Here is a 15,818-nt window from a genome sequence, read left to right on the forward strand (position 1 = left end):
ATGGGCAAGGGCATCGCCGACTCGGTCCTGGACGCGATCGGCGGCACACCGGTCGTGCGGCTCTCCCGCCTGGAACCGGACCTGGACCGCGAGCTGCTGGTGAAGCTGGAGCTGCTCAACCCCGGTGGCAGCCACAAGGTGCGCATCGCGCTGAACATGATCCTGGAGGCGGAGAAGGACGGCGAGCTGGTCCGCGGCAGCGGGCAGACGATCATCGAGTCCACCGGCGGCAACACCGGGATCGGGCTGGCCATGGCCGCGGCGATCCTGGGCTACCGGCTGGTCCTGGTGATCCCCGACAACTACAGCCCCGCCAAGCAGCGGCTGCTGCGCGGCTACGGCGCCGAGGTGCGGCTGTCCGACCACACGCTGGGCAACAACTCGCACGCCGAGATGGCGCTGGGGCTGCTGTTCGACAACCCGGACTGGGTGATGCTCAACCAGCAGGCCAACCCGGCGAACCCGGCCATCCACGAGCGGACCACGGCCGTGGAGATCCTGGACGCGCTCGGGTCGCGGCCACCGGACGCGCTCGTCGCCGGCGTCGGCACGGGCGGGCACCTCACCGGTGTCGGCAGGGTGCTCTCGCGGCACCACCCGTCGATGCGGATCGTGGCCGTGCAGCCGGAGGGTTGTTCGTTGCGGGACAACCGGTTCGTCACGCACCCGATCCAGGGGCTCGCCGTCGGCCTGGTGCCGGCGGTGCTCGACCTGGACCTGATCTCGGCCGAGGAGCAGGTGTCGTTCGACGACGCGCGGCGGATGATGCGGCACGTCATGCGCACCGAGGGGCTGGCCGTCGGCATCTCCTCCGCGGCGAACCTGGTGGCCGCGTGCCGGGTGGCGCGCACGCTGCCGGCGGGGTCGCGGGTGCTGACCTTCGCCTACGACGGCGTGCACGACTACCTCGACGCGCTGCCCGACGACGTCGCGTTCACCGAGGGCTCGCTCACCGGGGAACCGCGGTGACCCTGTTCCTCGACCCGGACCGGACCGTCCGGCCGTTCGCGCCGCACCGGCCGGCCGACGGGACGCGGTCCGTGCTGCCGCCGGTGCTGGGCGCGGACCTCCAGGTGCCGCTGGGCTCGGGCGCCACGGCGTCGTTCGCGAACTTCGACCACGCCGCCACCGCGCCGTGCATGGTGGCCGTGGCCGAGGCCGCGCAGGCGTTCCTGCCCTGGTACGCCAGTGCGCACGAGGGTTCCGGCACGTTGGCCGCGATGTCCACGGCGCGCTTCGACGAGGCGCGGCGGGTGGTGCGGCGGTTCATCGGCTGCCGGGACGACGACTACCTGGTGTTCACGCGCAACACCACGGACGCGGTGAAGCTGCTGGCGATGGCCGTGCCCGAGGGGACGACGGTGGTGGTGTTCGACAGCGAGCACCACGCCCTGCTGCTGCCGTGGCGGGACGTGCGCCGGTTGCCGATCCCGTCGTCGGTGGAGGACATGCTGGCCTCGCTGGACGAGGCGCTGGGCGCGATCGGCGGGCCGGTGCTGGTGGCGGTGAGCGCGGTGCTCAACGTGACGGGCGAGCTGATGCCGCTGGAGGACGTGGTCGCGTTGTGCCGCAGGCACGACGCGCGGATCGCGGTGGACGCGGCGCAACTGGCCGCGCACCAACCGATCGACATCGCCGCGCTCGACGTGGACTACGTGGCGTTCAGCGGGCACAAGATGTACGCGCCGTTCGGCATCGGCGTGCTGGCCGGGCGGCCGGACTGGCTGGAGGCCGCACGGCCGCACCTGGCGGGCTGCGGCGCGACGGTGGACGTCGGCGAGGGCACCGTCACGTGGGCGTCCGGCGCTGCGCGGCACGAGGCGGGCGGCGCGAACGTCGTGGGCGCGGTGGCGCTGGCGGCGGCGTGCCAGACGTTGCACGCGGCGTGGAACGCGGTGATGCCGTACGAGTCGGTGCTGCTCAACCGGTTGCGGTCGGGCTTGGCCGAGATACCCGAGGTCGTCGAGGTCTCGTTGTTCGGCCCGGCCAGCGAACGGGTGGCGATGGTCGCGTTCACCGTGGACGGCGTGGACTCCGCGCTGCTGGCCACCGCGCTGTCGGTGGAGTACGGCATCGGCGTGCGGCACGGCGACTTCTGCGCCCGACCGCTGGCCCGCCACCTGGCCGGCGAGCGCACGGCCGTGCGCGCCAGCCTGGGCCTGGGCATCGGCGTCGACCACGTCGACCGCCTGGTGGACGCCGTGCGCACGATCAGCGAGATCGGCCCGCGGTTGTTCTACGTCGCCGAGGACGGCGCGTGGTGGCCCAGCACGGAGGCGACGGGGTCGCGCCTGCACGTGCCGCCGACGCGGTAGGTCAGGCCGTCGCGGCGGCGGGCTCGCGGCTGCGCGCCCACGCGGCCAGGCGCGGGCCCAGCAGCCGGTACACCTCGGGGTCCAGGCCCATGCCGGTGTGCGAACTGGTGACCTCGACGCACTCGGCGCACGGGTCCGCGCACAGCCGCCACGGCGCGATGAGGTCGTTGCGCGAGTAGACGGCGATGGCGGGCACCTCCAGGGGCCGCGCCAGGGCGGTGGAGTTCGTGTCGTAGCACGTGCCCTCGAAGCAGTCCTGGTTCAGCAGCCCGGGTATCCCGGCCCGCGACAGCCGTGCCAGCGACCGCGCCACCCGCATCACGCTCGGGTGCGCTCCCAGCTGGTCCAGCACGGGGCTCGCCATCATGACCAGCCCGCGCACGAGTTCCGGGCGCCGCACCGCCAGCAGCCGGGCCAGGCCGCCGCCGCGGCTCTGCCCGAACAGCACCACCGGCCCGCCGGTCGCCTCGACGTGCCCCTCCAGCCTGCGCTCCAACCGGTCCACCAGTTCGGACGTGCAGCCCACGTTCATCCCGATCCGGGCACCCGTCGGCACGTAGCCGCGCTTGCGCAACCACGTGGCGGTCAGCCGCAGGCTCCAGTCGCCGAAGCCGAAGCCCGGCACCAGCAGCACGCCCAGACCCCGGCCCTCGTCCGGTTCCGTCGCGCGCCACGCCTCGTGCGAGAGCAGGCTGGGGATGCCCAGCGCCATCGCGACGAGCAGCTGCTCGCGGGCGACCGCACGGGTCGCCTCCACCACGCCCATCCGTCCTCCCTGCGTCCGGGCCACCGGGGTTCCCCGTCCGGCGCGGTCCATTCCTGCCGTTTGCCCGCCAGAGCGGCGGGAACCACAGTCCTATGTGGTTGTTGAGGCCGCCGGGCGTGTACCGGCCCCAAGAAGACACGTGGCTGATGGCCGAGGCCCTGGAAGAAGCCGGGATGCCGCGCGGCGGTCGGGTGCTCGACGTGTGCACCGGGACCGGCGCGCTGGCGATCGCCTCGGCGATGGCGGGTGCCGGCGAGATCACCGCCGTCGACCTGAGCCGACGGGCGCTGGCCGCGACCTGGGCGAACTCCCGGCTGCGCGGCCTGCGCGTGCGCGTGCTGCGCGGCGACTTCGGCAACCTGGTGGGTCAGGGCGAGTTCGACGTCGTGACGGCCAACCCGCCGTACGTGCCGAGCGCCGGTGTGCCGGACCGCGGCGCGGCACGGGCCTGGGACGCGGGGCTGGACGGGCGCCGCGTGCTCGACCGGCTGTGCGCGGTGCTGCCGCTGTTGTTGGCGGACAGGGGCATGGGCCTGATCGTGCACTCCGCGCTGTCCGACCCGGACGTGACGCTGCGGCAGCTGCGCGGCGGGGGCCTGAAGGCCTCGGTGGTGGCGCGCCGCACGGTCCCGTTCGGGCCGGTCATGCGCGATCGGGCGGAGTGGTTGGCCCGCCGCGGTCTCATCGACCGCGGCCAGGAGCAGGAGGAACTGGTGGTGATCCGTGCCGACGCCGCGTGAGCCGAGGGTGGTGACCGTCGTGCCCGGTGGGCCCGTCCTGGTGGAGGGGCCTGTTGAGGTGCGGTTGGAAGACGGGACGGTGGTCCGCTCGGACCGGTTCGTCGTCGCGGTGTGCGCGTGCCGCCGCAGCAAGCGCTACCCGCTGTGCGACACGAGCCACCGCAAACGACGGTGACCGGCCCGTCCCGGCCGTTCGGGTCCTAGCCGTTCGGGTTCCCGGCGTTCGGGTTCCCGGCGTTCGGGTTCTCGGCGTTCGGGTTCTCGGCGAGGGGCAGGCGCAACGCCGTCTGCCCCTTCTCCCACGCGCCCAGCAGGTGGTCGCCGAGCCGCTGCTCCAACAGCTCCGTGGCCTGCACGCCGAACACGACGGACTCGGTCAGCTCCGGCTCGCGGGACAGCAGGTCGCCGATGACGTCGCGCCGCATCACCTGCTCGTGCACCGCGTCGGCCTCGATGTGCTCGGTGAAGAACTCCACGCACGCGGGGTGGGCGTCCAGCCGTTCCAGCGCCTTCGCCATGCGGGTGGCGCTGGGCGCGGTGGTGATCTCGGCGGCGGCGAAGTGCCCGACCAGCGACCCGCGCAACGACCGGTGCAGCCCGCACAACGACATCAGGTTCACCGTCGCCAGCATCACGGCCGGCGCGTGCTCCAGGTAGCGCAGGTAGCCGTTGTCCAGCCCGGCGCCCGCGAGCAGGTCCGCGAACAGCCGCGAGTGCATGCGGTCGCCGCGCCCGCCGCCGAACTCGTCGAACTCCACGGCCACCAGCGCCGCCTTCGCCGCACCGCGCAGCCGCGGGATCACCCACGCGTGCGGGTCGGCCTCCTTGAGGTGGTAGATCGAGCGCAGCACGAGGTACTCGCGCATGTGCCACCACTGCCCCTCGTCCTTGAGGAAGTGGCTCACGCCCCTGCCGTCGACCGGTTCGACCAGCAGTTCGTCCAGCACGCCCCCGATGTCCGCGCCACCGGGCACGTCGGCGCGCAGGGCGTCGAGGAACAGCCGCTCCAGCGCCGCGCGGAACCGCAGCAGCTCCGGGTCCCACTCCCAGTCGTCCGACACGCCGGCGAAGCCCTGGTAGTGCAGTTCGTAGCACAGGTGCAACGCCAGTTGCACGTCCTCGCCGTACGGGTCGCCCGACACCGACGAGGGCAGGCCGGCGGCGGGCGGGTCGCCGCGCAGCGCGTCCAGCACCGCGGCGGAGAGGGGGCCGCGCGGCGCGGGCAGCACCGCGCGGTCGACGGGGTGGTCCACAGTGGTCATGCCCGTGGACTACCCGCTCCGGCGGGGTCGCACGCGAGCAGGTCGACCGCCTCGTCGGGTGATCCCGCCCTCAGCTGCCGCTGCGCGCCCGTCCCGTGCTCCAGCACGTCGTCCACGAGGGCCCGGACCGGCTCGCGGTCCTCGCCCAGCGCGTCCGAGACGTGCTCCAGCAGCGCCTCCAGCAGCTCGACCGCGGGCACCCGGCGCGCGGTGAACGGGTCGACCCCCGGGCCGGACAGCCCGTACCGAGCGGCCGTCCAGACGGCCGCGGCGAGCACCTGGTCGTCCAGCTCGGGCGCCGGTCCGGCGACGCGGGCGGTGTCGACGAGGGCCCTGGTCAGGCCCGCCTGGAGCACGGCGTGATCGACGGTGGCCGCCGCGTCGGCGACCCGGACCTCGACGGTCGGGTACTTCGGCGACGGCCTGGCCAGCCAGAACGTCTGGGTGTGGTCCACCAGGACGCCGCAGTCGACCAGGCGGGCCAGGCGCGCGTCGTACGCGGCGGCCGAGCCGAACAGCGGCGGCACGCCCGAGTTCGGGAACCGGGCCTGGTCCATCATGCGCCAGCTCGCGTACCCGGTGTCGCCGTCGTCGTCGAACGGCGAGTTCGCGCCCAGCGCGAGCAGCGTCGGCAGCCACGGCCGCAGGTGGTCCACCACGTGGACGGCGGTCTCCACGTCCGGCACGCCGACGTGGACGTGGCAGCCGCAGCACTGGTAGCCGGTCACCTGGCGGCGGTACATCACCTCGATCTGCTCGAACCGCTCCCCCGCGCTCAACGCCGGGCTGGGGTCGGCCAGCGGCGGGGTGCCCGAGGCGACCAGCCACAGCCCCTCGGCGCGCGCGGCCTCGGTCAACGCGCGGCGGCCGGCGACCAGGTGCTCGCGCAGCTCGTCGAGGTCGGCGCACACGCCGCTGGCGAACTCCACCTGCACGCCGCTCAGCTCGCGGTGCGCCTTCGCGCCCGGCGGCAGGTCGCGCACCCGTGCCAGCACGTCCGCCGCCCGCGCCACCGGGCGGCGCGTCGACGGGTCCACCAGCAGGAACTCCTCTTCGACCCCGATCGTCATGTCAGGACGGGTCCCGCCGGGGCAGCGGCTTGGTCGCGGGCCCTTCGAGCACGGCGCCGTCCACGTCGAACCGCGAGCCGTGGCACGGGCAGTCCCAGCTGCGCTCGGCCGGGTTGAACCGGACCAGGCACCCCAGGTGGGTGCAGCGCAGCGAGACGCCGTGCACGCCGCCGGCCTCGTCGCGGTACACGCCCGCCTTGCCGGAGCCGTCGCGGACCACGCGCGCCTCGCCGACCGGCACGTCGGCGACCGAGTCGACCTCGGCCGACTTGAGCCGGTCGCCGACCAGCTCGGCGGCCACCTTCGCGTTCATCCTGGCGAGCTTCGGCGTGGCGCCGAGGGTGAACCGGTGGGGGCTGAACCGGTCGGTCAGCGGGTTCTCCCGGCCGACGATGAGGTCGGTCAGCAGCTCGGCGGCCAGGGTGCCGTTGCTCAGGCCCCACTTCATGTACCCGCTCGCGCCGTAGAGCGTGGTCGAGCCGGGCGTGTACGGGCCGATCATCGGGAGGTTGTCGTAGGCCGAGGGGTCCTGGGCGGACCAGCGGTGGGTCACCTCGGCGATGTCCCAGTGCTCGGCGGCGAACTTGGTCAGCTCCTCGTACGGCTCGCCCGGTGACGACCCGGTCGAGTGACCCTGCCCGCACACGATGAGCAGGTCGTGGTGGTGCGACAGCGACCACGACGGGCTGCCCGTGCTGATGGCCAGGCCGGTCGGCGGCGTGCCCGAGGCGAGCCGCACCGCGATGCAGTAGGAGCGCATCGGCTCCAGCCGGGCGAAGTACAGGCCCCGGTCGAGGATCGGGTAGTGCGTGGCGACCACGACGCGGTCGGCGACCACGGTCCCCTGCTCGGTGTGGACGCGGCTGGGCTTGCCGTCCTCGATGCGCAGCACCCGGCCGCCCTCGTAGACCCGGGAACCGCCGCCGTCCACGACGCGCGCGAGCCCGCGGACGTACTTCACCGGGTGGATGACCAGCTGGTCGTCCAGCCGCACCGCGCCCGCGACCGGGAACGGGACGCCCATCAGCTCACCGCGGTCGCGGACCACCGGCAGGCCCGCCTCGGTCGCCGCGGCGGCCTCCTGCTCGACCGCGGCCAGTTCGGACGCGTCGAACGCGAAGGTGTAGGCGGGCGCGCGGCGCAGGTCGCAGTCGAGGTCCAGTTCGGACACCAGCGCGGCGACCCGCTCCACCGCGGCCGTGTTGCCGTTGGCGTAGTCGGCCGCCGCCGCGGCGCCGTGCTTCTTGACGATCGTGGAGTACACCGTGGACTGCAACGCGGTCACCTTGGCGGTGTTGTTGCCGCTCACCCCGCTGCCGACGCGGTCGGCCTCCACGAGGGCGACCCGCAGGCCCGCGCGCTTGAGCAGCAACGCCGTCGTGACGCCGGTGATGCCACCGCCGACCACCGCCACGTCCACCGCCGTCTCGCCGGTGAGCACGGGGAACTCGCCGTGCGGTATCGCCTCCGCCCAGAGGGAGTGGAGGGCGGTCGTGGTCGCTTCCGTCATGTCCTAGCTCATACCCGGGCTGTTCGCGTTCGAACCTCCGCGCACGCGGTAACCCGGGCCCATGCGCACCTTCTCCGATCTCACCGACCTGGTCGCCTTGGTCGAGCGGCACGCGCCCGCGCGCGAGCTGTACGTCCGCTGGTCACAGGGCCCGGAGGCGGACAGCGACCGGCGCAGCCGCGACGGGTTGAGCGGAGTGCGGCTGCCCGGCCTGTCCGCGAACTCGCTCGCCATCGAGCCGTGGTGGGGTGACCGACCGCTGCGGCTGTGGGTCGCCCGCCGCCTGCACGACTACCGCCACCTGCGCGAGCGCCGGGCCGCGGGCACGCGGCCGTGGATCCTGGAGGGGTCCGAGGTCGGCCGCGGCCCGGACAACGAGCCCCTGGTCCGCTGCCACCACCCGATCGGGTGGATCGCGGACGACGTGCTGGTCGAGTGCGAGCACCTGGTCGACCAGCACGCCGCCACGAGCTGGGGCCCGCTGGACCGCGAGGGCTAGCTAGCCCACGGTGAACGTCGCGATCACCCCGGTGAACAGGGTGATCGCACCGGTCCAGCCGCTCTTCCAGTCGCCGCGGTGGGCGATCCGGTACTCCCCCGCCGGGGTATCGGCCGGGATCGTCCAGGTGATCGTGGCGGTGGAGGCGGCCACGCCCTCGCGCCGCCACCGGTAGCGCGTGGACCAGTCGCCGTCGTCGGCGTGCCGGACCCACGTGCCGCCGACGAGGCGCTGGACCTCCAGGAACGTGCCGTCGCGGTGCAGGTCGTTCTTGGGGTGCCCGGTGACGAAGACCGCCGTGGCCGTCCGACCGCGCGCGTACGCGGCGGCGGGCTGGGTGAGCACCTGGCCGAAGGGGTGCCACGGCGCCTCGTCGTCGAAGACCACGCCGGTCTGGAGGTTCAGCTCCGTGAACGGCGGCTTGCCCGGTGCCGGGCCGGGCGCGAGGGGGCGTGCCGGCGCGCAGGGACGCGGCGAGGGCGGCGAACTCCTGCCGATGGGCGGGCAGGGTGTTGCGGCCGAAGAGGGTCGAGCCGCCCTCGTACTGCTGGAGGTCGTCCTCCTGCGGGGTGGTGATGTACTGGCTGTAGTCGTTGGCGTAGCCCTGCACCAGCACGTCCTCCGGCGGCACGCCCACCTCGGCGGCCACCGCGCGCCGGATGCGCAGGCCGGCCACGATGGTGACCTCGCCGGACACGGCCACCAGGTGCAGCGGCCCGATCTTCACGAGTTGCAGCGGCAGCACGTTCGGCGTGGCCCGCACCAGCCCGGTCGGCACCAGCGACGCCTTGGGGTACTGGCAGTCGCGCAGCCACTGCGGCACCTCGACTGCGAGCGGTTCGAACAGGGCCTCCCACGGGCTCGTCATGCCCTCGCTGAAGCCGGGGATCGCCGGGCCGTCCTCCACGCTGCCCGCCATGGTCGACGCGCCGACCACGCCGGGGCACGTGGTGCCGGGCCTGCCGTCGGTGGTGTACCGGCCGTCGACCGCGGGCATGTCCACGAACCGCATCCGGTGGTCCACGGAGCCGGTGCCGGGGTCTGGGGGCCGGTGCCGGGGTCCGGGGGCCGGCGAACACCTGTTGCGCCTCGCGGTGCTGCCGCTCGCCGATGATCCGGGTGTTCTCCACCTCGTCCTCGGTCGGGCCGGAGCCGGGGCGCAGGTTCAGGTTGGGCGACATGTCGCCCGCGTTGGTGTTGGGGAAGGCGGCGACGAACCCGGGCGGGCGGTCCAGGTAGCGCACGCCCCGGTCGTCGTGCTCCCACCGGTAGGAGGCGTAGCCCTTGTTGCCGGGGCTGATGAGCGTGTTCTCGTTGGTCATCGACGTGTTGTGGGTGGCGGACCAGCTGATCGCGCCGACGTCCGCGCCGACGCGCCGGAGCTTCAGCACGGTCATCGCGAGGTCGATGCCGAGCGGGAAGTGGCCCTTGTCGGGGTTGCGCTCGAACGCGACCCGGGAGCGGTTGACGCTCGCGTCGGTCAGCTCGCCGCGGCCGAGGGACAGCTCGCCGGGCCGGAGGTCCTCGTGCGCCTCGACGATCGACTCGGTGATGCCGTCGGTGACGGCGGCCAACGTCTGCGGCTGCGTGCCGAGGATCGAGGGGTTGTAGGCGAGGTTGTGCGAGTAGCCGCCCGGTCCGGCGTGCGTGCGGGTGGCGGAGAGCAGCACGTTCTCGCGGGTGTAGAGCGGGCCGTACCTGGCCTGGAGCCCGGCCAGGACGCCCTCCTGCACCGCCGGGAGATCATCGCGAGGTCGGCGTTGACGTAGGCGACGCGCTTGCCGGTCGCCCGGTCGACCACGACGAAGGCGCGGGAGCGCCGGCGCTGGTGGATGCCGGTGGTCTTCTGGTCGAACGCCGAGCAGCCCATCATGCCGTTCTCGGCGGCGGGCCCGGTGACGTCGGAGATGCCCCGCCCGACCAGGTACGGCTGCGGTGCGGCGGCCGCCGGCGACCACGCCACGACCGGCAGCCCGACCACGACCAGCGCGCCGACCAGCGCCGCCGCCGACGACCGTCCCGACACCCGCATGAGCACTCCCCCGAGCCGACGCGATACGCGAAATATCTTCACTTTTACTCGACGGTAGGTGATCCGGGCCACGTGGACAACCCCTCGCCCGGGACAGCGGGGCCGCTACGGTCGCGGCATGCGCACGGTGGCCGTCCTCGCCCTCGACGGAGTCGTCCCCTTCGACCTGTCCACGCCCATCGAGGTGTTCACGCGGACCCTGCTGCCCGACCGCACGCCCGCCTACCGGGTGCTGGTCTGCGGCGCGACGCCGACCGTCGACGCGGGCTCGTTCACGCTCCAGGCGCCGTGGGGCCTGGACGCCCTGGTCGACGCCGACACGGTCATCGTGCCGGGCTGCGCCGACGCGACCGCGCCGGTGCCGGACGCGGTGCTGGACGCCCTCCGGGAGGCCGCCGCCCGCGGCGCGCGGCTGGCGTCCATCTGCTCCGGCGCGTTCGTGCTCGCGGCCACCGGCCTGCTCGACGGGTTGCGCGCCACGACCCACTGGGCGGGCGCGGCGGCGTTGGCGGCCCGCCACCCGCGGGTCGAGGTCGACCCGGACGTGCTCTACGTCGACAACGGCCGGCTGCTCACGTCGGCGGGCGCCGCCGCGGGGCTGGACCTGTGCCTGCACCTGATCCGCCGGGACCACGGCTCCGCGGTGGCCGCCGACGCCGCCCGGCTGTCGGTGATGCCGCTGGAGCGCGAGGGCGGGCAGGCGCAGTTCATCGCGCACGAGCTGCCGCCGACACCGCGCGGCTCGGCGCTGGAGCCCCTGCTGCGGTGGCTGGAGGACAACAGCGCGCGCGACCTGGGCCTGGCCGAGATCGCCGCGCACGCGGGCATGAGCACCCGCACGCTCAACCGCCGGTTCCGCGAGCAGACCGGCACGACGCCGGTGCGGTGGCTGCACCGCACCCGCATCCGCCGCGCGCAACACCTGCTGGAGGCCACCGACCACCCGGTGGACCGGATCGCCGCGCGGGTCGGCTTCGGCTCGCCGACCGCGTTCCGCGACCGGTTCCGACGGGTCGTCGGGACGAACCCGCAGGCCTACCGCTCGGCCTTCCGCGGCACCGCCCCCGGGTAGGGCCGTGCGCTCAGGACCCCGCGATGTCGACCACCCAGCGGATGCCGAACCGGTCCTGGCAGGAGCCGAACTCGTCGCCCCACGCCTGCCTCTCCAGCGGCACGGTGACGGTGCCGCCGCCGGAGAGCTTCGACCAGTAGCCGCGCAGCTCGTCGGCGTCGTCGCCGCTGAGGCTGATGCTGATCGTGTCGCCGGGGTTGTGCGGCATGCCGGGCGGGGTGTCGGCGCACATCAGGGTGTAGCCGCCGGGCGTCTCGAGCTGCCCGTGCACGACCTCGCCCGCCTCGGGCGCGTCGGCTTGGCCGTACTCGCCGGAGGTGCTGATCCGCAGCGTCCCGCCGAACACGGACTCGTAGAACTCCAGCGCCTCGCGGGCGTTGCCGGCGAAGTGGACGTAGGGGTTGAGTCGCGAAGCCACCGGTTCCTCCTCGACGCCGGCGCGGGACTGCCCGTCGTGGCAGCCCGTGGCAGCCCATCGTGGCAGCACCCACCCGCAGCCGCAGCGGGGAGCGATCCCGGGCGGGTCACTGGACGTCGCCGGTCGTGGCCGAGCGGACCGGGCCGGAGGACAGGTCGCCGGGCGGGATGCCGGGGTGGTGCCCGGTCCGCGCGCCGGGCGGCGGCGCCGAGGGCGCGAGCGAGAGCCGGGAGACGATCCGGTAGCGGTCGCCGCGGTACAGCGAGTGCACGTACTCGACCGGCCGGCCGGTGGTGTCGTTGGTCAGTCGCTCGAACAGCAGCGCGGGCGCGAACACCGGCACGCCCAGCAGCTCGGACTCGGCGTCGTTGGTGACCGTGGGCTCGATGGACTGCACCGCGTCGCTGACGTGCACGCCGTGGTCGGCGAGCCGGTCGTAGAAGTTGCCCGACTCCAGGTCGCGCACGGTGAGGTCGGGCGCGACGGCGACGGGGACGTGCAGGTACTCGACGGCCATCGGCGCACCGTCGACCAGCCGCAGCCGGGCGGTGTAGAGGATCTCGGCGGCCGGTGACACGCGCAGCCTGCGGCCGACCCGCGCGCCCGCCGGGACGCGGGCGTGCTCCAGCACCCGGCTGGTCCACACGCCGTTCGCCTGCGGCAGCGTCATCGCGCGGTCCGCGGACACCAGCTCCTGGGTGATCTTGGCGGGCGCGACGAACGTGCCGCGACCGTGCTGGCGGACCAGCAGGCCGGTGTTCACCAGCTCGTCCACGGCCGAGCGCAGCGTGGGCCGGGACACCGACAGCCGGCGGCACAACACCCGTTCGGCGGGGATGGGCGCGCCCGGCGGGTGCGTCTCGATCAGTTCGAGCAGGTAGTCGCGCACCCGTTCGCGTTTGAGGATCGGTTCGGCCATGCCGCCTCGCTTCGTCTTGCCCGGTCACCGACCAGTATGGCAGACCAGTGGTCAGGTCTGGCCAGCTGAAGATCGAGAGCGCTCTCACGGCTGTGAACTGGGGTGTTGACTGCCACATTGGTCTATGCCATCTTCGGACGGGCTCCACCGAGGTTACCAATTGGTCAACTGAGAGGTGAGACGTGCCGAACCGCCCCGTAGCCCTGGTCCTCGCGTCGTTGCTCGCCCTGTCCGCCTGCGCTCCCGGGCCCGGTGGGTCGGGCGGCGGGCAGGACATCACCGTGTGGCTGATGAAGGACTCCGCCACCGACGACTTCGTCAGCCGCTTCGAGGCCGAGTTCGAGCGCGACCACCCCGGGCTCGACCTCCGGGTCCAGGTCCAGGAGTGGAACGGGATCACCCAGAAGGTCACGAGCGCGCTGGCGAGCACCGACCCGCCCGACGTGATCGAGGTCGGCAACACGCAGGTGGCGCAGTACGCCTCCAGCGACGGCGTCACGGACCTGTCCGGCAAGGTCGAGGAGCTGGGCGGCGGCGACTGGATTCCCGGCCTGGCCGAGCCGGGCGCGGTGGGCGGCAAGCAGTTCGGCATCCCGTTCTACGCGGCCAACCGCGTGGTCGTCTACCGCAAGGACCTGTTCGCGGCGGCCGGCGTCACCCCGCCGAAGACCCGGGACGAGTGGCTGGCCGCCACCGCGAAGCTGGACCGGGGCGACACCCAGGGCATCTACCTGCCCGGGCAGAACTGGTACGTGCTGTCCGGCTTCGTCTGGGACGAGGGCGGCGACCTCGCCGTGCCGGACGGCGACCGGTGGACCGGCGCGCTGAACACGCCGCAGGGGCTGGCGGCCGCGGACTTCTACCGGCGGTTGCAGGCGCTGGGCGACGGGCCGAAGGACTCCGACGAGGCCAGGCCGCAGCAGACCGACGTGGTGGCGGCCGGGCAGGTCGCGCAGTTCATCGCGGTGCCGGGCGCGGCGAAGCTGGTCGCCGAGGCCAACCCCGACCTCGCCGACCGGCTCGGCTTCTTCCCCGTCCCCGGCAAGACCGCCGCCACGCCGGGCGCGGTGTTCACCGGCGGCTCGGACCTGATCATCCCGCTCGCCTCGCCGCGCCAGGACGGCGCCTACGCCGTGGTCAAGGCGTTGGCCGGCGAGAAGTGGCAGGTGGAGCTGGCCAGGGCGATGAACTACGTGCCGAACCGGACGTCGCTGGCGGGCTCGGTCGGCGACGACCCCGGCGCGGCGGCGATGGCGGCGGGCGCGGTCAACGGGCACGCGACGCCGAACTCGCCGAACTGGGCCGCGGTGGAGGCGCGCAACCCGATCAAGGAGTTCCTGACCGCGGTGCTGACCGGTGCGGACCCGGCGGCGGCGGCCGCGCGGGCCGACCAGGTGATCACCCAGGCCCTCGACTCGGGCGCGTAGCCGTGACGACGACGCTGACGCGGGCGGTGGAGCACCACCCGCGGGCCGCCCCTCCCCCGCCGCGCCGCCGCACGTCCTGGTGGCCGTACCTGTTGATCGCGCCGACCCTGGCGGCCACCGGGTTCCTGCTGCTGTACCCGTTGGCGCGCAACGTACTGATCTCGGTGCAGGAGTTCGGCCTGCCGCAGCTGGTGCGCGGCGACGCACGGTTCGTCGGCCTGGCGAACTACGCGCGGGTGCTGCGCGACCCGGAGTTCTGGGCGGTGGTGCGCCGGACGCTGGTGTTCACCGCGGTCAACGTCGTGCTGATCGTGGTGCTGTCGACGCTCGTCGCGCTGCTGCTGGTGCGGCTGGGCCGGTGGGCGCGGCTGCTGGTGATGTCCGGGCTGGTGCTGGTGTGGGCCACGCCGGTGATCGCGGCGACCACGGTGTTCCAGTGGCTGTTCCAGTCCCGGCTCGGGGTGGTGAACTGGGCGCTGGTCGGGTTGGGCTTCGAGGGCTACCGCGACTACGCGTGGTTCGCCGACGGCACGGCGACGTTCGTCATCCTGGTGGCGCTGATCGTCTGGCAGTCGGTGCCGTTCGCGGCGCTGTCGCTGTACGCGGCGATGGTGACGGTCCCGGCCGAGCTGTACGAGGCGGCCCGGATGGACGGCGCGGGCGCGTGGCGGGTGTTCGCCTCCGTCACCTTCCCGGTGCTGCGGGCCATGTTCGGGCTGATCACCTGCCTGGAGGTGATCTGGGTCGTCAAGGCGTTCGTGCAGATCTGGGTCATCTCGCAGGGCGGGCCGGGGCGGGCCACCACGACGCTGCCGGTGTACGCGTTCCAGGTGGCGCAGTCGTTGCAGCGCTACGACCTGGGCGCGGCGGTGTCGATGCTGATGGTGCTGCTGCTCGTGCTGGCGCTGCTGGCCTACTTCCGGCAGCTGTACCGGCAGGAGGGGGCGTCGTGACCGGCCGGGTGCTGCGCGGGTCCGCGGCCGCGGTGGTGTTCGCGGTGTCGGTCTTCCCGGTGTACTGGATGGTGCTGACGGCGTTCAAGCCGACCCGCGACATCCAGGCGCCGACGCCGGCGTTCCTGCCGCTGTCGGTGACCTTCGAGCACTTCGGCACGGCGGTGTCGGCGCCGGGGTTCTGGTCGTTCTGGCGCAACAGCGCCCTGGTCGCGGGCGGTGCGGTGCTGCTGGCGCTGGTGGTGGCCCTGGCGGCGGCGTTCGCGGTGGCGCGGCTGCGGTGGAGGGGCAGGCGCGGGTTCGTCCTGGTGGTGTTCATCGCGCAGATGACCCCGTGGGAGGCGCTGCTGATCCCGGTCTACGTGATCGCGCGGGACACCGGGATGCTCGACACGCTGTGGATGCTCACGCTCGTCTACTTCATGATCACGCTGCCGTTCACGGTGGTGACGCTGCGCGGGTTCCTCGCGGCTATCCCGGTCGACCTCGAGGAGGCGGCGCTGGTCGACGGGTGCTCGCGGGCGCAGGCGTTCCGGCGGGTGGTGTTCCCGCTGCTCGCGCCGGGCCTGCTGGCGACCTCGCTGTTCGGCTTCATCACGGCGTGGAACGAGTTCGCCTTCGCCAACGTGCTGATCATCAAGGACCAGGACGACCGGACGCTGCCGGTGTGGTTGTCGTCGTTCGGCAACACGTTCGGCACGGACTGGGGCGCCACGATGGCCGCCTCGACGCTGTTCATGCTGCCGGTGCTGCTGGTGTTCCTCGTGCTCCAGGGCCGGGTGACCACCGGGATCGTCGGCGGCGCGGTGAAAGGCTGATCGGGGGTCCTCGTGAT

Annotated in this window: 16 protein-coding genes and 2 pseudogenes; 9 read left to right on the top strand and 9 right to left on the bottom strand. The window is 73.4% G+C overall.

Going from position 1 to position 15,818, the window contains the following annotated elements:
* Together ACIGNX_RS11045 and ACIGNX_RS11050 are read left to right on the top strand one after the other, a co-directional pair.
* Nucleotides 1-969 (top strand): PLP-dependent cysteine synthase family protein, encoded by a 969-nt coding sequence (locus tag ACIGNX_RS11045; RefSeq protein WP_396538677.1) that lies wholly within the window; start codon nucleotides 1-3, stop codon nucleotides 967-969.
* Nucleotides 966-2,315, top strand: coding sequence for an aminotransferase class V-fold PLP-dependent enzyme (locus ACIGNX_RS11050; RefSeq protein WP_396538679.1), 1,350 nt, complete (start codon nucleotides 966-968; stop codon nucleotides 2,313-2,315). The genes ACIGNX_RS11045 and ACIGNX_RS11050 overlap by 4 nt, the downstream gene beginning before the upstream one ends.
* A gap of 1 nt (nucleotide 2,316) precedes the next feature.
* Here the strand turns inward: ACIGNX_RS11050 and ACIGNX_RS11055 are convergent, their stop codons facing one another.
* A complete protein-coding gene (locus ACIGNX_RS11055; protein WP_396538681.1) occupies nucleotides 2,317-3,081 on the bottom strand; it encodes an alpha/beta hydrolase in 765 nt (254 codons plus the stop codon).
* 92 nt (nucleotides 3,082-3,173) lie between these two features.
* On the opposite strand from ACIGNX_RS11055, the gene ACIGNX_RS11060 reads away from it, so the two are divergent.
* A complete protein-coding gene (locus ACIGNX_RS11060; RefSeq protein ID WP_396538683.1) occupies nucleotides 3,174-3,821 on the top strand; it encodes a HemK2/MTQ2 family protein methyltransferase in 648 nt (215 codons plus the stop codon).
* Nucleotides 3,805-3,996, top strand: a complete 192-nt coding sequence (locus ACIGNX_RS11065; protein ID WP_396538685.1) for a CDGSH iron-sulfur domain-containing protein — start codon at nucleotides 3,805-3,807, stop codon at nucleotides 3,994-3,996. The genes ACIGNX_RS11060 and ACIGNX_RS11065 overlap by 17 nt, the downstream gene beginning before the upstream one ends.
* A gap of 25 nt (nucleotides 3,997-4,021) precedes the next feature.
* On the opposite strand, the gene ACIGNX_RS11070 is transcribed toward ACIGNX_RS11065, so the two are convergent.
* The 3 genes from ACIGNX_RS11070 to ACIGNX_RS11080 are packed head-to-tail and all read right to left on the bottom strand — an operon-like array spanning nucleotide 4,022 to nucleotide 7,663.
* A complete protein-coding gene (locus ACIGNX_RS11070) occupies nucleotides 4,022-5,083 on the bottom strand; it encodes an iron-containing redox enzyme family protein (protein ID WP_396538687.1) in 1,062 nt (353 codons plus the stop codon).
* Nucleotides 5,080-6,153, bottom strand: coding sequence for a glutamate--cysteine ligase (locus tag ACIGNX_RS11075; RefSeq protein WP_396538689.1), 1,074 nt, complete (start codon nucleotides 6,151-6,153; stop codon nucleotides 5,080-5,082). The genes ACIGNX_RS11070 and ACIGNX_RS11075 overlap by 4 nt, the downstream gene beginning before the upstream one ends.
* Before the next feature lies 1 nt (nucleotide 6,154).
* The gene (locus tag ACIGNX_RS11080) at nucleotides 6,155-7,663 is read right to left on the bottom strand and encodes an FAD-dependent oxidoreductase (protein WP_396538691.1); all 1,509 of its coding nucleotides are present in this window, start codon (nucleotides 7,661-7,663) and stop codon (nucleotides 6,155-6,157) included.
* Nucleotides 7,664-7,724: 61 nt separating this feature from the next.
* Here ACIGNX_RS11080 and ACIGNX_RS11085 point away from each other — a divergent pair, with 61 nt between their 5' ends.
* Nucleotides 7,725-8,162: a DUF6098 family protein gene (locus tag ACIGNX_RS11085; RefSeq protein WP_396538693.1), complete on the top strand. Its 438-nt coding sequence runs from the start codon at nucleotides 7,725-7,727 to the stop codon at nucleotides 8,160-8,162.
* On the opposite strand, the gene ACIGNX_RS11090 is transcribed toward ACIGNX_RS11085, so the two are convergent.
* The 3 genes and pseudogenes from ACIGNX_RS11090 to ACIGNX_RS11100 form a co-directional block, all read right to left on the bottom strand.
* Nucleotides 8,163-8,549: a neutral/alkaline non-lysosomal ceramidase C-terminal domain-containing protein gene (locus tag ACIGNX_RS11090; RefSeq protein ID WP_396538695.1), complete on the bottom strand. Its 387-nt coding sequence runs from the start codon at nucleotides 8,547-8,549 to the stop codon at nucleotides 8,163-8,165.
* A gap of 163 nt (nucleotides 8,550-8,712) precedes the next feature.
* Nucleotides 8,713-9,174, bottom strand: a pseudogene (locus ACIGNX_RS11095) (neutral/alkaline non-lysosomal ceramidase N-terminal domain-containing protein); the annotation flags it as partial.
* A 115-nt stretch (nucleotides 9,175-9,289) separates the two neighbouring features.
* Nucleotides 9,290-10,194 (bottom strand): annotated as a pseudogene (locus tag ACIGNX_RS11100) (neutral/alkaline non-lysosomal ceramidase N-terminal domain-containing protein); the annotation flags it as partial.
* 118 nt (nucleotides 10,195-10,312) lie between these two features.
* Here ACIGNX_RS11100 and ACIGNX_RS11105 point away from each other — a divergent pair.
* The gene (locus ACIGNX_RS11105) at nucleotides 10,313-11,266 is read left to right on the top strand and encodes a GlxA family transcriptional regulator (protein WP_396538697.1); all 954 of its coding nucleotides are present in this window, start codon (nucleotides 10,313-10,315) and stop codon (nucleotides 11,264-11,266) included.
* Between the two features lie 10 nt (nucleotides 11,267-11,276).
* Here ACIGNX_RS11105 and ACIGNX_RS11110 read toward each other — a convergent pair whose 3' ends face one another.
* Together ACIGNX_RS11110 and ACIGNX_RS11115 are read right to left on the bottom strand one after the other, a co-directional pair.
* Nucleotides 11,277-11,684, bottom strand: a complete 408-nt coding sequence (locus ACIGNX_RS11110) for a VOC family protein (protein ID WP_396538699.1) — start codon at nucleotides 11,682-11,684, stop codon at nucleotides 11,277-11,279.
* A 106-nt stretch (nucleotides 11,685-11,790) separates the two neighbouring features.
* The gene (locus ACIGNX_RS11115; RefSeq protein WP_396538701.1) at nucleotides 11,791-12,603 is read right to left on the bottom strand and encodes a GntR family transcriptional regulator; all 813 of its coding nucleotides are present in this window, start codon (nucleotides 12,601-12,603) and stop codon (nucleotides 11,791-11,793) included.
* A 182-nt stretch (nucleotides 12,604-12,785) separates the two neighbouring features.
* Between ACIGNX_RS11115 and ACIGNX_RS11120 the strand changes: the two genes are divergently transcribed.
* From ACIGNX_RS11120 to ACIGNX_RS11130, 3 genes are read left to right on the top strand one after another with little or no spacing between them, the layout of a single operon-like run.
* Nucleotides 12,786-14,030, top strand: a complete 1,245-nt coding sequence (locus ACIGNX_RS11120) for an extracellular solute-binding protein (protein WP_396538703.1) — start codon at nucleotides 12,786-12,788, stop codon at nucleotides 14,028-14,030.
* A gap of 2 nt (nucleotides 14,031-14,032) precedes the next feature.
* Complete coding sequence (locus ACIGNX_RS11125) at nucleotides 14,033-14,983, top strand: carbohydrate ABC transporter permease (RefSeq protein ID WP_396538705.1); 951 nt, start codon at nucleotides 14,033-14,035, stop codon at nucleotides 14,981-14,983.
* Nucleotides 14,980-15,801 carry a carbohydrate ABC transporter permease gene (locus ACIGNX_RS11130; protein ID WP_396538707.1) on the top strand — a complete coding sequence of 274 codons (822 nt, stop codon included), beginning with the start codon at nucleotides 14,980-14,982 and terminating at the stop codon, nucleotides 15,799-15,801. The genes ACIGNX_RS11125 and ACIGNX_RS11130 overlap by 4 nt, the downstream gene beginning before the upstream one ends.
* The last annotated feature ends 17 nt before the right edge of the window (nucleotides 15,802-15,818 follow it).

Origin of the sequence: Actinosynnema sp. NPDC053489, from assembly GCF_044544865.1 — a bacterium.
GTDB lineage: Bacteria > Actinomycetota > Actinomycetes > Mycobacteriales > Pseudonocardiaceae > Actinosynnema.